Source organism: uncultured Polaribacter sp. (assembly GCF_947497695.1).
Lineage (GTDB): Bacteria > Bacteroidota > Bacteroidia > Flavobacteriales > Flavobacteriaceae > Polaribacter.
In genome coordinates, this window is the sequence record NZ_CANMHM010000015.1 from 41672 (window position 1) to 59857 (window position 18186).

At 30.1% G+C, this 18186-nt stretch carries 12 protein-coding genes; 7 read left to right on the plus strand and 5 right to left on the minus strand.

From position 1 onward, the window contains the following. Window positions 1-48 precede the first annotated feature (48 nt). From Q0731_RS11835 to pdeM, 4 genes are all read left to right on the plus strand, one after another. Window positions 49-1068: a ligase-associated DNA damage response exonuclease gene (locus tag Q0731_RS11835; RefSeq protein WP_299064334.1), complete on the plus strand. Its 1020-nt coding sequence runs from the start codon at window positions 49-51 to the stop codon at window positions 1066-1068. 2 nt (window positions 1069-1070) lie between these two features. After that, window positions 1071-2657 (plus strand): ATP-dependent DNA ligase, encoded by a 1587-nt coding sequence (locus Q0731_RS11840; RefSeq protein ID WP_299064336.1) that lies wholly within the window; start codon window positions 1071-1073, stop codon window positions 2655-2657. Between the two features lie 156 nt (window positions 2658-2813). Beyond that, the gene (locus tag Q0731_RS11845) at window positions 2814-5267 is read left to right on the plus strand and encodes a ligase-associated DNA damage response DEXH box helicase (RefSeq protein ID WP_299064338.1); all 2454 of its coding nucleotides are present in this window, start codon (window positions 2814-2816) and stop codon (window positions 5265-5267) included. Between the two features lie 6 nt (window positions 5268-5273). Then, window positions 5274-5936, plus strand: a complete 663-nt coding sequence (pdeM, locus tag Q0731_RS11850; RefSeq protein WP_299064340.1) for a ligase-associated DNA damage response endonuclease PdeM — start codon at window positions 5274-5276, stop codon at window positions 5934-5936. A 3-nt stretch (window positions 5937-5939) separates the two neighbouring features. On the opposite strand, the gene Q0731_RS11855 is transcribed toward pdeM, so the two are convergent. The 5 genes from Q0731_RS11855 to Q0731_RS11875 all read right to left on the minus strand — a co-directional run bounded on the left by Q0731_RS11855 (window position 5940) and on the right by Q0731_RS11875 (window position 13770). Continuing rightward, window positions 5940-7019, minus strand: coding sequence for an SGNH/GDSL hydrolase family protein (locus Q0731_RS11855; protein WP_299064342.1), 1080 nt, complete (start codon window positions 7017-7019; stop codon window positions 5940-5942). 5 nt (window positions 7020-7024) lie between these two features. Beyond that, complete coding sequence (gene thrC / locus Q0731_RS11860) at window positions 7025-8308, minus strand: threonine synthase (protein WP_299064344.1); 1284 nt, start codon at window positions 8306-8308, stop codon at window positions 7025-7027. 83 nt (window positions 8309-8391) lie between these two features. Next, window positions 8392-9321 carry a homoserine kinase gene (locus Q0731_RS11865; RefSeq protein ID WP_299064346.1) on the minus strand — a complete coding sequence of 310 codons (930 nt, stop codon included), beginning with the start codon at window positions 9319-9321 and terminating at the stop codon, window positions 8392-8394. Between the two features lie 143 nt (window positions 9322-9464). Continuing rightward, a complete protein-coding gene (gene thrA / locus Q0731_RS11870; RefSeq protein WP_299064369.1) occupies window positions 9465-11906 on the minus strand; it encodes a bifunctional aspartate kinase/homoserine dehydrogenase I in 2442 nt (813 codons plus the stop codon). A gap of 319 nt (window positions 11907-12225) precedes the next feature. Further along, window positions 12226-13770, minus strand: coding sequence for a hypothetical protein (locus Q0731_RS11875; protein WP_299064371.1), 1545 nt, complete (start codon window positions 13768-13770; stop codon window positions 12226-12228). Between the two features lie 153 nt (window positions 13771-13923). Here Q0731_RS11875 and Q0731_RS11880 point away from each other — a divergent pair, with 153 nt between their 5' ends. The 3 genes from Q0731_RS11880 (at window position 13924) to leuB (ending at window position 17800) form a co-directional block, all read left to right on the plus strand. Further along, complete coding sequence (locus Q0731_RS11880) at window positions 13924-15150, plus strand: hypothetical protein (protein WP_299064373.1); 1227 nt, start codon at window positions 13924-13926, stop codon at window positions 15148-15150. Between the two features lie 255 nt (window positions 15151-15405). After that, on the plus strand, window positions 15406-16581 hold the full coding sequence (locus Q0731_RS11885; RefSeq protein ID WP_299064375.1) for a 2-isopropylmalate synthase: 1176 nt from the start codon (window positions 15406-15408) through the stop codon (window positions 16579-16581). Window positions 16582-16678: 97 nt separating this feature from the next. After that, window positions 16679-17800 carry a 3-isopropylmalate dehydrogenase gene (gene leuB / locus Q0731_RS11890; protein WP_299064377.1) on the plus strand — a complete coding sequence of 374 codons (1122 nt, stop codon included), beginning with the start codon at window positions 16679-16681 and terminating at the stop codon, window positions 17798-17800. The last annotated feature ends 386 nt before the right edge of the window (window positions 17801-18186 follow it).

Genomic DNA, 18186 nt, shown 5'->3' on the forward strand with positions numbered 1-18186 from the left:
GGAATCCGTTATTTTTATAGAAACTTGTTTAAAAGCGTTGCATTTATTTTGAAACTCGTAAAATTTACAAAAAAAGGCATTTACTGCATTCCTGGGAAATTCTATTTAGACCCATGGTATCCTGTAGATTATGCTGTAATTTCTCATGGACATGCAGATCATTCTAGATATGGCAACAAACATTATTTATGTCAGAACGATTCTAAAGCGATTATAAAACACAGATTAGGCAAAGATATTTCTATTGAAAGTTTGGGGTATAATCAACCTAAAAACATTAATCGAGTGCAAGTTTCCTTTTTTCCTGCAGGTCATGTAATTGGTTCTGCTCAAATTCGTTTAGAATATAAAGGGTATGTAGTTGTTTTTTCTGGAGATTATAAAACGCAACCAGATTTTATTTCTACACCTTATGAACCTGTAAAATGCCACGAATTTATTACAGAAAGCACCTTTGGTTTGCCAATTTACAAATGGAAAAAAGAAGAAGAATTACAAGCTGAATTGACCAATTGGGTGCTACAAAATCAGCAAAATAACAGAACTAGTGTTTTTTTAGGATATAGTTTAGGAAAAGCACAACGTATTATGAAATTAATTGAAGGTGTAGATGATATTTATGTGCATTCAGCAATTAACAATTTAAACAATGCAATTTCTGGAGCTGGAATTGAACTACCAAAAACAACTTTATTAAACTACGATTTTAAGAAAGCAGCTATTCAAAATAAAATAGTCATTTTACCTCCAGCTTTGTTAGGTTCTAGAATGTTAAAGAAAATACCCAATGCAGCAACCGCAATTTGTTCTGGATGGATGCACATTCGTGGAAACAGAAGATGGAAAGGAGTAGATGCAGGTTTTTCCATTAGCGACCATGCAGATTGGGATGGTTTGTTAGCAGCTGTAAAAGCTACAGAAGCAGAAAAAGTACACGTTACCCATGGATCGCAAGCAGTTTTCTCTAAATATTTAAATGAAATAGGCATAGAAGCACACGAATTAAAAACGGAGTTTGGCGAAGATGAATTTGCAAAAGACGAAGAAACTAAAACAGAGAACGCCTAAATATGAAAGATTTTTCTAACTTAATTAGCGCGATTGAAATCACTAATAAAACCAATGCAAAAATTGATGCTTTGGTAAATTATTTTAAAGTTGTACCAGACAAAGATAAACTTTGGTTAATTGCTTTATTTACAGGTAAAAGACCAAGCAGACCTGTAAAAACTAACTTAATGAAAAGTTGGGTTTTAGAAATTACGAAACTTCCAGAATGGTTGTTTTTAGAAAGTTATGCTTCAGTAGGAGATTTAGGAGAAACCATTGCACTTTTATTGCCAAATCCTGAAGATGAAATCGAAAAACCATTGCATATTTGGATCGAAGAACTCATCAACCTAAAACCAAAAACAGATGAAGAAAAGAAAGCTTATGTTTTAAAAGCTTGGAATGGTTTGCAAGCCCAAGAACGTTTAATTTTTAATAAATTAATTGGTGGTAGTTTCAGAATTGGGGTTTCTAAAAAAACCTTGGTAAATGCGTTGGCTAAATTATCTGGAATAGATGCCAACCAATTAATGCACAGTATTATTGGAAATTGGAGTCCAGATTCTATTTCTTTTGATGATTTATTGAATGGCGAACATATTAATTATGATAATTCCAAACCCTATCCCTTTTGTTTGGCTTATTCTTTAGAAAAAGAATTGCAAGATTTAGGAGACGAAAAAGATTGGCAACTAGAGTATAAATGGGATGGAATTCGTGGACAAATCATCAAAAGAAAAGAAGAAGTTTTTATTTGGTCTAGAGGAGAAGAATTGGTTACACAGCAGTTTCCAGAATTGGTAGCAGCAGTTTCTCAATTAGAAGGTAGTTTTGTAATTGATGGCGAAATTTTAGCCATAAAAGACAGTGCAGTCTTACTTTTTAATGATTTACAAAAAAGATTAAATCGTAAAAATGTAACTAAAAAACTATTAGAAGAAGTGCCTGTTGGTTTGTATGTTTATGATCTTTTAGAGTTAGATGCTGTAGATTTACGTACTTTTTCTATGGAAGAAAGACGAATGAGATTAGAACAATTATTCAATAAAAATACAAGTGATATTTTATATTTATCAGAAGTTATCGACTTCAAAAATTGGAACGAGTTAGACACGTTAAGAAATGCTGCTAGAAGTTTTAATTCTGAAGGTTTAATGTTGAAGAAAAAAACATCTAATTATCACGTTGGAAGAAAAAAAGGAGATTGGTGGAAATGGAAAGTAGATCCATTAACTATTGATGCAGTTATGATTTACGCCCAAAAAGGAAGTGGAAGAAGAAGTTCTAAATATACAGATTACACGTTTGCTGTAAAAAATGAAGACAAATTAGTAACCGTTGCTAAAGCATATTCTGGCTTAACAGACATGGAAATTACAGAAATTTCTAAATGGGTAAACAAAAACGCCATCGAAAAATTTGGACCTGTAAGGACTGTAAAAGCAGAACTCGTTTTTGAAATTGCTTTTGAAGGAATTGCCTACAGTAAAAGACACAAAAGCGGAGTTGCCTTGCGTTTTCCAAGAATAAAACGTTGGCGAAAAGACAAAACCGTAAAAGATATTGATACTATTGATTCCGTTAAAGCGCTTATTGAAGCGAATTAAAATTTTAACGTGTAGTTTTGTCATTTCGAAATGAGCCTTTTTAGGCGATTGAGAAATCTCACAAGAATAATCCAAAATTATGAGATTTCTCCTAAAGTCGAAATGACATTCGAAATCGAAACTAACACCTAAAAACCAACAACTAATAACGATTTTTTGAGCAACTTTAAACAAACCCAAGGGTACAAAATCATCCAAAATTGGATGCAAGAAAAAGGGCATACCCCTTTTAGTTTTCAAGCGCAAACTTGGGAACGTTACCACAATAATTTTAGTGGAATGGTAGTGGCTCCAACAGGTTTTGGTAAAACATTTTCTGTTTTTTTAGCAGTGGTTATCGATTATTTAAATCAGCCAGAAAAATACAAAAAAGGCTTAAAAATTATTTGGATTTCTCCTTTACGTTCGTTGGCAAAAGATTTAGCAAAAGCAATGGAAATTGCTGCAGAAGAAATTGGTTTAGATTGGGAAATTGCTGTTAGAAATGGAGATACACCCACTAATATTCGCAGAAAACAAGAACGCTCAATGCCAGATGTTTTGTTAACCACACCAGAAACATTGCATTTGTTGTTTTCTCAAAAAAGAAATTCGCGTTGGTTTAAAAATGTAAACTGTATTGCTGTAGATGAATGGCACGAATTGCTAGGTTCTAAAAGAGGTGTACTCACAGAATTGGCAATTGCAAGAATTAGAAATTTATCACAAAAAACCAGTATTTGGGGCATTTCTGCAACGATTGGTAATTTAGAAGAAGCTAAAAATGTTTTAATTCCTTATCAGGATTTAAAAACCACTATGATTCGCGCCAAAGAAAAAAAGAAAATAACCATTACTTCTTTATTGCCAGATGAAGTAGAAGAATTGTCTTGGGCAGGTCATTTAGGAAAACAAATGAGCTCTAAAATAATTCCGATTATTTATGAAAATACAACGACTTTAATTTTTACAAACACTAGAAATCAGAGCGAATTATGGTATCAAATTCTCATTGAGTCAGCACCAGATTTAATTGGGCAAATTGCCATACATCATGGCTCTATAGACAAAGTACAACGTAATTTTATAGAAGATGCCATTTCAAATGGGTTGTTAAAAGCGGTAGTTTGTACTTCTTCTTTAGATTTAGGTGTAGATTTTAAACCTGTAGATTGTGTCATACAAATTGGATCTGCAAAAGGAATTGCACGTTTTATGCAAAGAGCAGGTAGAAGTGGGCATTCGCCTTTTGAAACCTCTAAAATGTATGCAGTTCCCACGCATTCTTTGCAATTAATAGAAGTTGCAGCTGTAAAAGAAGCCGTAAAACAAAACGAAATTGAAGCAAGATATCCCATGGTTTTAACCTATGATGTTTTGGTGCAATTTTTAGTAACATTAGCTGTTGGAGAAGGTTTTAAAGCAGATGAAACTTTTGAGTTGGTCAAAGAAATTCACGCTTTTCATTATCTTACCAAAGAAGAATTTGATTGGTGTATTCATTTTATCACCAAAGGTGGAAACACGTTAAAAGCCTATGAAGAATTTCATAAGGTAATTTTAGATGAAGAAGATGGACTTTACAAGGTAAAAAGTAGACGAATTGCCATGAATCACAGAATGAATATTGGCGTAATTGTAAGTGAAGTCATGTTGTATGTAAAATTCTTTTCTGGTGGATATATTGGCATGATTGAAGAGTTTTTTATATCGAAATTAAAAAAAGGAGACGCATTTATTTTAGGTGGTAGAGTTTTAGAAGTAAAACAAATAAAAGACATGACTGTTTTGGTTAAACGAAGCAAAAAGAAAAAAGCAATAACTCCAAGTTGGTTGGGTGGTAGATTGCCTTTAACGTCTTATTTAACGCATTTTTTAAGGTTGAAATTAAGTGATGCTTTAACCCCAAATAATAGAGAAAAAGAACTCAAATTTTTACATCCATTATTAAAAAGACAAGCAAAAAATTCGCACATTCCAAAACATGACGAATTTCTGGTAGAAATGATAGAAACTAAAGAAGGTTTCCATCTATTTGCATATCCTTTTGAAGGCAGATTGGTGCACGAAATTATGGCATCTTTAATAGCTTATAGAATTAGTCAGATCAAAAAGTTAACTTTTACAATTGCAATGAACGATTATGGTTTCGAGTTGTTAAGCGATCAAGAAATTCCTTTAAATGAAGAAAATATTGTAGCAATATTCTCTAAAGAGAACTTAATAAAAGATGTAACAGCAAGTATAAATGCTAGTGAAATGGCTTCTAGAAAATTTAGAGACATTGCAGTGGTTGCAGGTTTGGTAATACAAACACAACCAGGAAACAGAAAAACAAACAAAAGTTTACAATCTTCTTCTGGTTTAATTTTTAGGGTTTTAAGCGATTATGAACCCAATAATTTATTATTAAAACAGGCCTATAATGAAGTTTTTGATTATGAATTAGAGAAAGTACGTCTACAAAAAGCATTTGAGAGAATTGCTAACAGTAAAATAATTTTGAAAAAAGCCAATAATTTTACACCTTTGAGTTTTCCTTTAAAAGTAGATAGTTTAAGAGGAACCATGTCTAACGAAGATTTGAGTAAACGTATAGAACGCATTCAAAAACAAGCCTTAAAAGCTTAAAATAAAATGATAAAACCTTTGGTTATTGTTTCTAAAAAAATCGAATTAAAAGGAGAGGTTTTAGCAATTACAAATCAGCGTGTTTTGTTTTGGGAAACCCAAAAAAGTTTAATTTTAAGCGATGTACATATTGGCAAATCTGCCCATTTTCAAAAAAGTGGTATTCCAATTCCTAAAGATGTTTTAACTACAGATTTAGAACGTTTAAAACAGTTAATCATCCATTTTAAAGCAGAAAATTTAATAATTGTAGGCGATTTGTTTCACGCAGCTTACAACAAAGATCTAGATGAATTTAAAGACTGGCTTTTGCAATTTAAAAAATTAAGTTTGCAATTGATAAAAGGAAACCACGATAAATTATCTAACCAAATTTACGCGCAATTTCATATAGAAGTTTTTAAAACGGAGTTACAAATCAATTCTTTAAAATTTGTACACGATGCTGTAACTCCAGGTAATGATGTTTTTACCATTTCAGGACATATTCATCCAGGAGTTTTTATCATAGGAAAAGGCAAACAACGTATTAAATTGCCTTGTTTTCAAGTAACCGAAAATCAGTTGATATTACCAGCATTTAGCTTATTTACAGGTTTAAATACCCAAAATCCGCCTAAAAATTGTAAAAACTATTGTTTTACTGAGGATGGTATTTTTGAAATGTAAAAACTAATTATTCAAGATGTTATTTTGGATAAAGGTTGTAAGTTGGTCTGCAATAATTTTATGTTCTGTAACTTTAGGATGTCCGGTTGTATTTTTAAAAGGAACAAAACAAGTGTAAATTTTTCTGTCGTTTATACTTTTTACGGCATTGCTTACATAATTTTTCCAAGGAGAATTTTCTTTAGTGATATCCATATTTCCTAACATGCATATTATAGTTGCTAATTTGTATTTTTCTCGAATAACTTTTACAAATTCAGCGTATGCATTTTCTATTGTTTCTGGATTTGGTTTTTTATTTCCTAATCGTCTTTTATATTCTTTGTGATTTGGTTTATTTACTAGCCAAGAATCATTTTGTAGTAAGTTTATAACAACAATATCGGGTTGTTTTTTAGAAAAATTCCATTTACTTTTTTCATCTGCAGGATTTTTTCTGTAGTATATTTCTTGCATAACTAAATCGTGCCAACTTAGCATAATGCCAATACCTTCTTTTGCAATGCAAGTATAATCTGCATTTAAGTTTCTGGCAGTCATAGCAGCATAACTATTGTAATTATTGGTTACAATTCCATTAGATTTGTCTTTGCCAGATGTATCTTCATTTCCATGTCCTGTTGTAATAGAATCTCCATAAAATTCTATAAATAATTCTTTATTAGGGTCTTTTTGTAATACTTTTCCTTGTATTATAAAATTATAAAAAAGTGTTTTCCCAGCACTAAATTCATTACGCTTTGTAATTTCTATAGTATGTTTTTTATCGTCTAATTTTTCAGCTAAATTGTATGATTTTAAACCTTTTTCAATTCGGAAATATTTAATAAATATTCCATCAATAAAAACATTAAAATAATTTTCTCCTTTCTCATCTTCTAAGGTAATTTTTGCACTTGTGCCCTTAAAATTAATTTTTACTGCAGTACCAGACCAAAATAGTTCAGTTGCTTTTTTGCTTTTATTTACAGCTACCCTTCCTTGATATTCAAGTTGATTGTTATTGTGTAAAACAATGGTAGTTTTATTATTACAATTAATAAAAAGAGGTAAACAAATAATTAAAATAAGATGTTTAAACATAAGTTTTATTCCATCAAAAAAGCCTTCAAATCTTCATAAGAACTTGCTTTAATAGCTACTTTTTTATTATTGATTACTTTCTGTATTTGTGCAGGAATTTCTACTTGAACAGGCAATGTTTCTTCTACAACATCTAAAAATTTAACAGGATGTGCAGTTTCTAAAAATACACCAAATTCGTTTTCTTTTAATCCGTATTTTTTCAATCCTAAATAACCTACTGCTCCATGAGGATCTGCAACATAACCAGAATTCCCGTAGATTTTTTTCATGGTTTCACGTGTTTCATCATCCGTAAAACTATAAGATGAAAAAGCATTTTTTAAAGTTTCAAAATCATTGTTAAACAACTCTTGTATTCTGATAAAATTACTTGGGTTACCAACATCCATTGCATTAGAAATTGTTGCTTTAGATGGTTTTGGTTTGTAAATACCTTCTAGTAAGTAATTGGGTACAGTATCATTAATATTGGTAGAAGCTACAAAATGTTTAATTGGTAAACCTAGTTTTTGTGCCATCACACCAGCACAAATATTCCCAAAATTTCCACTTGGTACAGAAAAAATAATGTCTTTATGTTTTTTGTGTAATTCTTTGTAAGCAAAGAAAAAATAGAACATTTGTGGCAACCAACGTGCAACGTTAATTGAATTTGCAGAGGTTAATGTTTTGCTAATTTCTTCGTCTAAAAAAGCAGTTTTTACCATTTCTTGGCAATCATCAAAAACACCATCAACTTCTAGAGCAGTAATATTCTGACCCAGAGTTGTTAATTGTTTTTCTTGAATATCGCTTACTTTTCCTGAAGGATATAAAATAACAACATTGATGCCTTTTGCACCTAAAAACCCATTGGCAACTGCACCTCCTGTATCTCCTGATGTAGCTACTAAAACAGTTACTTCATCATCATTATCTTTATTGAAATATTCTAAACATTGTGCCATAAATTTAGCACCAACATCTTTAAAAGCCATGGTTGGTCCATGAAACAACTCTAAAGAAGCAATATTATCGTCTACTTTTACCAAAGGAAAATCGAAAGAGACTGTTTTTGCAACAATTTCTTTTAATTTTTCAGTAGGAATTTCATCACCTACAAACTGCTTAATAACTTCATACGCAATTTCGTGGTTTGTATACTCAGAAATATTTTCAATAAAATCTTTTGATAATGGCTGAATATTATCTGGAAAATAAATTCCTCTGTCTTTTGCCAAACCTTGTACAACCGCGTTTTTAAAGGTTGATTTTGGCGATTTATGGTGTAAACTGTAGTAGTTCATTTTTTTTTTGCTTTACGCTTTAAGCTGCATGCTTTAAGCGGATGTGTTATTTTATTTTTTACATAAAGCTTATAGCCTAGGGCTTAAAGCGATTTTATTATTTTCATTCCTTCGTGATTCACTTTAGAAATAAACATTGTAAACTCAATACCTGTATTTTTATAACTTTCTTCGATGTTTTTGTAAACTTTTTCAGCAACTTCATCGCCCTTACAAAGTGCAAAAATTGTTGGGCCAGAACCACTAATTCCTGCTCCTAAAGCACCTGCTTTTATGGCTGCATTTTTAACATCATCAAAATGAGGAATTAATTTTTTACGATGAGGTTCTACAATAATATCTACTAAAGAATTGCTGATTAACTCGTAATTATTTGAATATAAACCACTAATTAAACCACCAACATTTGCCCATTGAGTAACTGCATTTTTTAATGCAATTTGTGTAGGTAAAACTTCTCTTGCATCTTTTGTTTTTACTTCTACTTGTGGATGAATTGCCACAACTCTTAGTTCACTGGGTACTGGTAATTTTATAATTTCTAAAGGATGATAGCTTCTAACTAAAACAAAACCTCCATAAACTGCAGCAGAAACATTGTCTGCAATTGGAGTTCCACAAGCAACTTCTTCGCCAAACATGGCAAATTTTGTCAATTCTAAATCAGAATAAATATTGCCTAAAAGTTGATTTGCACCAAAAGCAGCACCTGCAGCACTAGCAGCAGAACTTCCTAAACCACTTCCAGGAGAAAACCCTTTGTGAATGGTTAGTTCAATTCCGAATTCTGCATTTGCATCATTTAAAACTTTTTTAACCACTGCACTTGCAGCATTTTCATCAACATTATAGGTTAAGTCTGCACCTGTAATATTGGTTATTTTAACCCCTTTTTCAGTTGTTTTTGTAAAGGTCATTTCATCTCCAATTGCATCCACAGCAAAACCTAGAGAATCAAATCCACAAGAAACATTAGCAACAGTAGCAGGAGCAAAAATTTTTAAATAATCCATTTTTTTAAGTCTTCAGTTTGCAGTCTTCAGTTTGCAGTCAGTTTGATATCTAAAACTACTTATTGAATACTATTTAATTATTTTTATTTTCAGAAGCAGATTACAGCCAGATTTTTGACTGCTTACTGCCTACTAAAAACTGCCTACTTATTTGAGATTCTAATTACATCTGCAAAAATACCAGAAGCAGTAACATCTGCTCCAGCTCCAGCACCTTTTATAATTAAAGGATTTTCTGGATATCTGTCAGTAAAGAATAATACAATATTGTCACTTCCTTCTAAATTATAAAAAGGATGATTTGACGCAATGTGTTGCAAACCAACATTTGCTTTTCCATCTACAAATTCGGCAACATATTTTAAACGACAATCTTTGTCATTTGCCTCTTTAAATATATTTTGAAAATGTGCTTCGTTTTTTGTTAATGAATTATAAAAAGCATCATTATTAGTTGTTTTTAAACTGTCTTCAGGTAAAAAGGCATTGTTGGTAATGTCTTCTAATTCTAATTGAAAACCACTTTCTCTAGCTAAAATTAAAATTTTACGAGCCACATCAACTCCACTTAAATCAATTTTTGGGTCTGGTTCTGTGTACCCTTCTTTTTGAGCTGCTTCTACAACATCATGAAACGTAGCATTTGCATTAAAATTATTGAATACAAAATTTAAACTACCAGATAAAACAGCTTGAATTTTATGTATTCTATCACCAGAATTGATTAAGTTTTTAAGTGTATCTATAATTGGTAAACCTGCACCAACGTTTGTTTCAAATAAGAAAGAAGCGTTGTATTTTCTAGACACTTGTTTTAGTGTTTTGTAATTCTCAAAGCTAGAAGCACAAGCAATTTTGTTACAAGTAACCACAGAAATACTCTCTCTTAAATAGCTTTCATAAACTTCAGATACTTGCTGATTTGCAGTATTGTCTATAAAAACACTATTTATTAAATTAGCTTCTTTTACTTTTTTATGAAAACTATCTAAAGTTGTTGGTTCTCCGTTTTCTAAAGCTTCTTTCCAGTTTTCTAAGTCTAGACCTTCATTATTAAAAGCCATTTTTCTAGAATTGGCAACACCAATAACGTTAATGTTTAGTTTTAAGTTTTCTTTTAAAAATTTCTTTTGTTGATGTATTTGTGCCAAAAAGCGTTCACCAACATTACCTACACCTGTTACAAATAAGTTTAACTGTTTTGTCTTTTCTTCAAAAAACTGCTGATGTAATGTATTTAAAGCCTTTGTAGCATCACTTTTATTAATTACTGCAGAGATATTTTTTTCTGATGAACCTTGAGCAATTGCTCTTACATTTACATTGTTTCTGCCCAAAGCACTAAACATTTGTCCGCTTAAACCTTGGTAGTTTTTCATGCTTTCACCAACCACAGCAATAATTGCCAGATCGCTTTCAACAATAACAGGTTTTATTTTTTTCTTACCAATTTCAATGTTAAAAGTTTCGTTTAAAAGTTCTTTTGCTTTAGTTGCATCATCTTCATAAACACCTACACAAATAGAGTGTTCTGAGGAAGCTTGAGTAATAAAAACAACATTAATTTTAGCAATAGAAAGCGTTTCAAACAAACGTTTAGAAAAACCAGGAATTCCGATCATCCCTCCACCTTCTAAAGTAATTAAACTAATATCTTCTATGTGAGATATTCCTTTAACTTCATTACCATTTTGTGGATTATTACAAATTAAAGTACCAGCACTTTCTGGTTCAAAAGTATTTTTAATTCTAATAGGTATTTGTTTTCTTAAAGAAGGCTGAATTGTTGGTGGATACAATACTTTGGCTCCAAAATGCGATAATTCCATGGCTTCTTCATAAGAAATTTCTGAAATAGGATAGGCTTCTTTTACCACTCTAGGATTTGCAGTATACATACCAGCAACATCTGTCCAGATTTGTAATTCATTTGCATTTAAAGCAGCAGCATAAATAGAAGCAGTAAAATCTGAGCCTCCTCTACCTAAAGTAGTTGTTTCTTCAAAAATATTTGAAGAAATAAAACCACCTAAAACAGTAACTTGATGGTTGTTTTCTTTAAAAAAGGAAACAATATTTTCATTGGTAGTTTTAAAATTAACCTGAGCATTTAAAAACTCATTGTTTGTAATTACTAGCTCTCTACTTTCTTTGTGAGTAGCATCAAATAATTCTTTTGCAGCATTTGCAATAATGTAAGAAGACAATCGCTCTCCAAAACTAGAAACTTTTGCTAGTGTTTTGTCTGATAATTCCTGCAATAAAAAAACACCATCGTATATTGTATTTAAAGAGTTTAAAAGTTGCTGAACGTAGGTAATAACTTCTTTTTGGTTTGCTGATGAAATTAAATCATTAATAACAGCTAAATGATGTTCTTCAATTTTATTTAAAACCTCTTTATAATTTTCGTTTTTATTGGCTGCCAAGTTTGCACCTTCAATTAAAGCGTTTGTAGTTTTACCAAAAGCAGAAACTACTACCGCAATTTTTTCGTTTTTAGAAGCTTTCTTAACAATTGCTAAGACTTTTTGTATGTTTTCTGAACTTGCGACAGATGAACCGCCAAATTTTAATACTTTCATTTTCAATGAATAGTTTAAGTAATTTAATATTTTATTGAGTAGTTTCGATGTTGTTCGAAACAATAGTTAACCTTAAGTGATATGAATATAGCTAAAACCCCTAAAGGGTAATTGTTGCAGTTGTGCAGATAGTTGTGTGCATAGAAATACAAACTACATTTGTAGTTATTGAAGAGTTAATATTTGTATTTGTTAAATTCACAAGGCAAAAATAGTTGTATTATTTTTATTTTTCAACTTTAAGAACAAGTTATTTTGTAAATATTGTAAATTAATACAGTATTATTAAAAATAAAGGTATTTTAAAGTTTTAATATTACTATTTAGCAAGAAGTTTTGTCTTTTCTTGAATAATAATAGCAATGGGTTTGTTTTGAATTTTGCTCTCTAACCAAGACAAAATATCTAAATACAAGAAAGCTCTTTTTTCATAAGGATGATTCTCAAACACCTTTAATTTTGCATGAATTTTTTTGAATTCATTTCTAATTTCATGTGGAAAAACATCACTCAAATCTCTAATAGAAGTTAAGAAAACTTTTTGCACTTCTTGTAAGTTTTCCATTTTTAATAAGAACTTATAAGTATCTACAAATTGTCTTTCTAAGTCGTAATCTAAGCCACATTCATAATGTGCAATTAGGTTTAAAATACGTGCAAAACACTGTAAATCTTCTGCAGCACTTACGTTTTTAGAACGAATAATTTTTTGCAAATAGGCAATGCATAACTTGTTTTTGCCCATGCCAAAATACAAACAAGCAATTTTGTAGTACAGTAAAATAATATAATGATTGTCTAATCTATTCTTGTATTTATCAATTTTATTATTAATTACATCCACCAAATATTCTCCTTTTTCAAAAGAACCTTCTAAAAAGTGAAGGTGTAATTTATTGGAATACAAATACAAGAAAATGAGTAATTCTGTATTGGTATTTAAAGGTATTTCTTTTTGATCTATTTCAGATTCAAAAAAAGTCAATTCCTTTTTAAAAGTAGATGTTTTTTTAACTAAAAAGGAAGCTTCTAATAAGTAGTTTTTAGATTTTAAATAGAAAACAGGGTGTGTATTTATTAATTTTTGACTGTTAAATAAATCGACACATTTACGTGCGTATTTATAACTCTGCAAAAAATCTTGCACTAAAAAACTATACCATAAATGAGCTTTATATAACCATAGTTTTTCACGAAAACCTAATTTCTGAAAGTCGTATTTTGGCATTCGATCACTAAAATATTTATCTACAAATTTTAGTTCTTTTTCATTTTTTACATAACCATTTTGTATTAAATGGCTGTATAATTGCAATGATAAATTAGATAATTTACTAGCAGTAACATTGTGCTGACTAAGTTCTTTTGCTTGTACAGAAAGTTCATTGGCTCTTGTGCTTAAACTTCTGGTAATGTATTGGGTTTCAATTACTTTTTCTAGTTCTACAATTTCATAAGCAATATTTTTTTCCTCATTATCTAAAGCCATATTTTTGGCTTTTTCTAAGAGTTTTAGACTTTGTTTGTACAGTCCTTTTTGATATAAAACCGTTGCAAAATCTAGTTGTTCTCTAATTTGAATTCGTACATTTTTATGTGCAGGATTTAATCGTAAACTAATTAAAATTTGTTTGTATAAATGTGCTTTTAAGTTAGATAGTTGTTGTTTAGAAACAATTCCACTTCCAATAATTACTTTTTCATCATAGGCTTTCAACTTCTCTAAAAATTTAAATAGCGAAAAAAATTTAGCATCAATATTACCACCCAATCTTCCAACATATAAATTAAATTGTCTCTTTTCTGATTTAGTTAAGGACTTAATAAGTGTAAAAAGGGAGTCATTTTGTTGACTAGCAGACATATGGTTAAGTTATTTTAGCAATCTTATTAAAAGCGTACAAATACAAAAGTAGGAAACCTTTTTAATTTTTCAGCATATTTATTGTTAGTATAAGGTAGTTTTTTATTTGAAACTTATATATTTGTTTCAATTTTGAACCCCTAATTACTAAAAATGAAGGTTTTTTTACTTACAATATTTTCTTTCTTAACATTGATTCAGACTACATTTTCGCAAGATTTAGAAGGTTACTTTAAAAAATACTACGAAGAAGGAAATATTTTTAGACTTCAAGAAGCAGTTGATTTAGGGATAGACCCTAATACAACAATTATAGAAAAACAGCCTATAGTTGATTATGTTGTAGATAGCTCTAATGATGAAGATAAAATTATAGAAGTTTTAGGCATCCTTTTTAAATCGGGTTTAGTACTTGATAATGCTATTACATATCAAAAAATAGTACAAAATAAAACTAAAAATGTTATTGATTATTTACTTGCAAAAAATATAAAAATTAATACTGTAAGTGTAGACAATCAAAATGCTTTCTCAACTAAATATCTAAATTATTTGATAGAGAAAGGTTTTGAAATAGACGACTCAATCATCCCTAGAAGAAAGTTTGAAATTAAAAAAGCACGTTTTATTTCAAATCTAAAATTAGGTAATAAAGATTCTGTTACCTTAGCTTTAAGTACTTTTATGAGTGTTCTAGAAATGACTCATGTAGAACTATTTTATGCAATTAAAACAAAAGACACAAAGTTTATAGAAAAAATATATAAAAAAGCATCAAAAGATGTATTAAATACAACATACTCATTACCTTGGAATAAAACAGTTTATGGTGAGCAACCAAAAAATTTTAGTAATACTCATTACCCTTTAACTTGGGCAATGGGCACAAATGATTTAGATGTTGTAAAATATTTAATTTATGAAGGTGCATTACCATTAGAAAATGGGAATTCTAAAAGTGAACCAGAAATTCAAAAATATGTAAACGAAGCCTACAAGTTCAATTGGCATAATGATTTAAATGCTGGTTATTTTGAGGCATTGATAAAGGTTGAAGAAACACCCGATTTTAGTTCATATACTGTTAAAAAGAACACCTTATTAAAAGAAATTATTAACAAAAATTTTGTAAACCGAGTAAAACGATCTTTCGGAATTTTTTCAAATTATGATGAAGATTTTTTTATTGAGTTAAAATTTTTAAAGAAAGATACAGAAATTGAAGCGATATTTGTAAAAACGAATGAAACCAATGATTCAAAAAATCTAAAAAAATACTTATTAAAAGATAAAAATAAAAGATTTTTCGAAAAGTTATTTAAAGAGTTAAAGTATACAGAAATTAATTACACATTTGCTTATCCAGAAAAAGTAGAATAATCTTTTTGGACATCAATAAAATTTAAAACGATTTATAAAGTACTATTTATAGATCGTTTTTTTATTAAAAATAAATAAAACACACTTACTTTTTTAATTGACCAATGTATTAATATTTATTGTAAACAACTGTTATTTAGTTATTTAGATTCATTGTAAAATAATTAGGTATCGTATTAGTAGGGCTTAAATTTTTATTTCAGTTTTTAAAGATATCTACATTTGATATATAACAAGATAATCTTTATAGAAATTATGCAAGATAATAAGGTTCAAATTTTTGATACAACATTAAGAGATGGAGAACAAGTTCCTGGGTGTAAGTTAGATACAACTCAGAAATTAATCATTGCAGAAAGGTTAGATTTGTTGGGTGTAAATGTAATTGAAGCAGGTTTTCCTGTTTCAAGTCCAGGAGATTTTAATTCAGTTACTCAAATATCTAAAATTGTAAAAAATGCTTCAGTTTGTGGTTTAACAAGAGCTGTAGAAAATGATATAAAAGTTGCAGCAGAAGCATTAAAGTTTGCAAAACATCCTAGAATTCATACTGGTATTGGTACCAGTGATTCTCATATACAATTCAAGTTTAATTCAACTAGAGAAAAAGTAATAGAGCGTGCTGTAAAAGCAGTTGCTTATGCAAAATCTTTTGTAGAAGATGTAGAGTTTTATGCAGAAGATGCAGGTAGAACAGATAATGAATATTTGGCAAGAGTTTGTGAAGCAGTTATAAAAGCAGGTGCAACAGTGTTAAATATACCTGATACAACTGGGTATTGTTTACCAGAAGAATATGGAGCAAAAATAAAATACCTAAGAGAAAACGTAAAAGGAATAGAAAAAGCAACACTTTCTTGTCACTGTCATAATGATTTAGGAATGGCAACTGCTAATTCAATTGCAGGAGTTATAAATGGAGCTCGTCAAATAGAATGTACAATTAATGGTATAGGAGAAAGAGCAGGAAATACAGCTTTAGAAGAGGTAGTAATGGTGTTAAAACAACATCCATATTTAAACTTAGAAACAAGCATCAACACTAAACTATTGTACGATACAAGTATTTTGGTGCGTGAAAGTATGGGAATGCCTGTACAACCAAATAAAGCTATTGTTGGGGCAAATGCATTTGCACACAGCTCTGGTATTCATCAAGATGGTGTTATCAAAAATAGAGAAACCTACGAAATTATGGATCCAGAAGATGTAGGTGTTACAGAAAGTGCCATTGTATTAACAGCAAGAAGCGGTAGAGCTGCATTGGCTTACAGAGCTAAAAAAATTGGTTACGAATTAACCAAAGTACAATTAGATATTGCTTATGAAGCTTTTTTGAATGTAGCAGACAAACAAAAAGAAGTTAAAGACAACGATATTCATGCTATAATTAAAGAGATTAGCAAAACCTCTGAAGTTGCAAAAGCTTAAATTATACAATTTTATATCTTATTTTTAAATATGTTTTTTACAACTATTTAAAAGAATCTACTATCTTTGATATAAAAAAATAATTTTTTAGTTAAAGATGAAGTGTACAATTGCAGTAATACCTGGAGATGGTATTGGACCAGAAGTAACCACGCAAGCAAAAAAAGCATTAGATGCAGTTGCAGAAGTGTATAACCATATCTTCTTATATAAAGAAGCGCAAATGGGTGCTTGTGCAATTGAAAAATTTGGAAATCCTTTGCCAGCAGAAACCATTGAAACTTGTAAAAATGCAGATGCAATTTTATTTGGTGCTATTGGAGATTTAAAATACGACAACGACCCAAGTTTAAAAATAAGACCAGAACAAGGTCTTTTGCGTTTAAGACAAGAGTTAGATTTGTTTTGTAACGTAATACCTATAAAAGCATACCCAAAGCTAATTAAAAACTCTCCATTAAAAAAAGACATTATTTCAGGAACAGATATTGCAATCTATAGAGAGCTGTCTAGTGGTATTTACTTCGGAAAAAAAGAAACCAGTAAAGATGGACTGTCTGCTTTTGATATTTGTTCTTACAGTGTAGAAGAAATTTCTAGAGTAGCACATTTAGCCTTTAAAGAAGCAAGAAACAGAAAGAAAAAAATAACATTAGTAGACAAAGCCAATGTTTTAGAAACTTCACGTTTATGGAGAAAAACAGTTCTAAAAATTGCTGAAGAATACAAAGATATTGACTTAGATATTATGTTTGTAGACAACGCTGCAATGCAATTAGTCTTAAACCCAAAACAGTTTGATGTAATTTTAGCAGAAAACCTTTTTGGAGATATTATTACTGATGTTGCCTGTGTGGTCGGAGGTTCAATTGGTATACTTGCTTCTAGTTCCGTCGGAGAAAAAAATGCGTTGTTTGAGCCAATTCATGGTGCATTTTCAAAAGCAAAAGGCAAAGATATTGCCAACCCTTTGGCATCTATTTTATCAGCAGCATTGCTATTAGAGCATTTAGGTTTAACAGATGAAGCAGATGCAATTCAAAGAGCAGTAGAAAAATCTTTAGATTTAGGCATTACAACACAAGATTTAAAAGGTAAAAATCAATTTGCAGCTTCAACAGCAAAAGTAGGCGACTTTATTGCAGATTACATTGCTAATCAAGAAGATAGTAACCTAAATTTCACTAATATTTATATGGGACAAAGTACTATTATTTAAAACTTTGCCTATACAATATATTATTTTTTTTTGAAGCTATTTCCAGCTTTCATTACTCGCTTTTTTTACCTGAAAAAGGTAAAAAAGAGCTCAAACAGACCATTCAATCTGGGCTATATTTTTTGTTATTTTCAATCAAAATCAGTAAAATTTTAGTCTTACTTCACTGTAAAATTCAGCCCAAAATAATTACAGAAACTTTACTAATTTAACGTGAGTTCGAGCTAAGAAAGGGTATTAATTATTAGTAAAATAGAGAAGAAATTATTAACTTAATGGTCTGAATAACAAGTTAATAATAAATATCTTCTCTATGATTACTGACAGTAAAATTATCGAAATATTTTGTCTTTTAGACGATTTTAGCAAAGAATATAACATTTTAG